Source organism: Candidatus Synechococcus spongiarum SH4 (assembly GCF_000586015.1).
Classification (GTDB): domain Bacteria; phylum Cyanobacteriota; class Cyanobacteriia; order PCC-6307; family Cyanobiaceae; genus Synechococcus_B; species Synechococcus_B spongiarum_F.
In genome coordinates, this window is sequence record NZ_JENA01000222.1 from 1 (window position 1) to 2,700 (window position 2,700).

Genomic DNA, 2,700 nt, shown 5'->3' on the forward strand with positions numbered 1-2,700 from the left:
TTTTTCGTGGACCCGCCCTACACTGCTGCCGGTGGGAAGCGAGCCGGTTCTCGCCTCTATAGGCACAATACGGTTGATCATGAACGGATTTTCCATGGCCTGGCCCGTAGCCATGCTGATTTCCTGATGACCTATGATTATTCCTCACAGGTGGTTGAACTGATTCGTCAACACCACTTCCACGCCGTGGTTGTTGACATGAAGAACGGACACCACGCCCGCATTCCTGAACTGGTCATTACCCGAGATTCTTTATTCTCATGAGCCGTTACGGAATTGGGGAATGGTACGGTCGACCGCAAACGCGGTGGTGTGTGCTCCATCCAGCCTTACCGCGAGGCAGATCAGCGGATCACTGCCGCTGCCGGTGAGCCGGTGATTGTCTGCCCCACCCGCTTTGAGCAGGATGGGATGGTCATCCGGTGGCTGGCCGAGATTGTCGGGTTTCAACTGGATGACGTGATGCTTGCCCGGGAGGTTCCTTTCATGCGCAGCACGACCACGGGGAAGCCTGCCGGCAAAATTGATTTGGTCATCGCGTCCCGGCGTCAAGGACTAAGATGGTTTGGTCTGGAAGTGCAGGCCGTCTATTTTTCCGGTGCGGGCATGGAGGCAGAATTCGCGGCCCTGCGGCAAGACCGGCATGGGCAACCACCGTATCCACAGCACAATCGTCGGCCGGATTGGCAGTCATCCAGCGCCAAGCGGCTGATGCCCCAGTTGCAGATCAAAGGGCCGACCTTGCGCCGGTGGCATTCCAAAATTGCTGTTGCTGTGGATCGTCCGTTCTTCGCGTCCCTTGGCGGACCATCGGCTCTGAGCAAGTGACAGGAGTGTTAGGATGGAATGAGTGACTGGGATCTGGCAGGAGGCCCACTGCCATGAAGAGCGTTGCGAGGAGCTTTGGGGACCTTGAGTAGGAGAGCAAGAAGGGAAGGACGCGGCGAAAGAAGTTTCTGGAGCGGCTGGAGGGACTGATACCGTGGGGGAAGCTGTTGGAAGTGATCAGGTCGTACTACCCCAGTGCTGGCAAGGGGCGGGCACCCTATCCGGCGCTGCCCCACCGATTCCCGCGCCTTTGGGGCTCCGCCCCCTGGCTCAGGGACTCTCCACCAACTCCAGTTGACGACCCGGCCCGGCCTCGTCCAGGAAGCCGAATGCTGCAAACACGGCGGGATCCGTGTGGGTGATGTGTTGTTGATCACCCTGGTGCTCCAGACGGAAGCCGTCATGGGCGAGGCGCCGCATCAGAGCTGCGGCCTCCTCAAAGCGGACGGCCATGGCGGCCAGGCTATGGCAATCCTCACTCAATCCTTTGTCGCGCCAAGTGAAATGGGGCATGGCAAGCACCGGAATCCCTCCCCCTAGCCTGCCAGCAACAGCAGGCCCAGGGCAACAGAAGTCATGGCGGCCAACCAGAACCCCGCCACCACGGTCACCTCGCTGTACCCACTCAACTCGAAGTGGTGGTGCAGGGGCGCCATGCGCAGCAGACGCCGGGGTTCCCCCCACCAGCGGCGGCTCAACTTGAACCAGCTCACCTGGAGCACCACGGAGAGGGATTCGGCCATGGGCACCGCACCCATGATCAGCAAGGCCCAAAGACTATCGCTCAACAAGGCCAGACCCGCCAGAATCCCCCCCAGGGCCAATGACCCCGTATCCCCCATGAATGCCTTGGCAGGGCGGCGATTGTGCATCAGAAATCCCAGATAGGTCCCCGCCATGGCTGCCGCAAACCCTGCCAAGGCAGGATCACCACTGTTGCCCCGCAACATCAATTGAACGGCCATGCCCAGGAGAATGACGGCGCCGCAACCGGCCGCCAGACCATCCAGGCCATCGGTGAGATTGGCGGCGTTGCTTTCCGCCAGAAAGGTCCACAGGCCCAGCGGCCAGATCAACGGCCCCAACTCCAGCACCCCGCCAAAGGGGAAAGACACCTGGGTGGGCAGCCAACCCTGCTGACTGGCCTTGGTCAGGAAGACAATGGCCACCAGCCCCTGGAGCAGCAGTTTTGTACAGGGCCTCAGCCCTTGGTTTTTCCTGTGCCGCAAGCTTTGCCAGTCATCCAGACCGCCAACGGCCATGAAGCCCAGGCCGGTGGCGGCCAGCAGCAACAGCCGGCTGTCACTGGCGTCCACCCACCCCCCCAGCACCACGCCACAGGGCACCAAGAGCAAACCGGCCATGGTGGGGGTGCCGCTTTTCCCCTGGTGGCTGCGGGGACCGTCCACACGAACGTTCTGGCCCATGCGCAGGCGCCGCAGGACGGGAATCCCCAGGCCACAGGCCAGTGTACTCACCAGGCCGGTAAGGAGAAGGGGTGGGCTGAGCTGGAGTTGGCGCATGTGACGATCCACCACCAGCGCCGCCAGCAGCGCCAGGCCGATGAGGAGAACCGCCCACAGGGCGCCGGAGCCAGGCAGATTGTGTCGTGGCGGGGAGGCTGCTGGGCCATGTCCTGCACCCATGCCGTGGCGGCAGACTGGCGCCAGCCTAAACCTTGGGCATCACCACAAGGCCGGGTTCAGTCTTCCCAGTTGTCGTCCTGCTCATCATCTTTGCTGTAGTTCTCCCGTTCACCCATGAGGACAGAGAGTTCCTCCTCTTCCATGGTGCTCAGGTCCTGACCCTGATACTTTTCCTCCTGCAACAGCCGCCCTGTGGTCTGCAACCAACTGAGCAGGTCCGGCTCTT

General features: G+C 61.7%; 5 protein-coding genes. 2 read left to right on the forward strand and 3 right to left on the reverse strand.

The features are described 5' to 3' along the window. On the forward strand, positions 1-264 hold a 264-nt coding region (locus BG35_RS13210), incomplete at its 5' end, for a DNA adenine methylase (RefSeq protein WP_034418161.1). 48 nt (positions 265-312) lie between these two features. Then, the gene (locus BG35_RS11695) at positions 313-828 is read left to right on the forward strand and encodes a NotI family restriction endonuclease (RefSeq protein ID WP_051506229.1); all 516 of its coding nucleotides are present in this window, start codon (positions 313-315) and stop codon (positions 826-828) included. 270 nt (positions 829-1,098) lie between these two features. On the opposite strand, the gene BG35_RS0108765 is transcribed toward BG35_RS11695, so the two are convergent. From BG35_RS0108765 to BG35_RS12855, 3 genes are all read right to left on the reverse strand, one after another. Further along, positions 1,099-1,341 (reverse strand): hypothetical protein, encoded by a 243-nt coding sequence (locus BG35_RS0108765; RefSeq protein ID WP_025782522.1) that lies wholly within the window; start codon positions 1,339-1,341, stop codon positions 1,099-1,101. 23 nt (positions 1,342-1,364) lie between these two features. Next, the gene (mraY, locus tag BG35_RS0108770; RefSeq protein ID WP_051506230.1) at positions 1,365-2,474 is read right to left on the reverse strand and encodes a phospho-N-acetylmuramoyl-pentapeptide-transferase; all 1,110 of its coding nucleotides are present in this window, start codon (positions 2,472-2,474) and stop codon (positions 1,365-1,367) included. A 56-nt stretch (positions 2,475-2,530) separates the two neighbouring features. Then, a partial coding sequence (locus BG35_RS12855) for a DUF3134 family protein (protein ID WP_152535256.1) occupies positions 2,531-2,700 on the reverse strand: 170 nt, incomplete at its 5' end.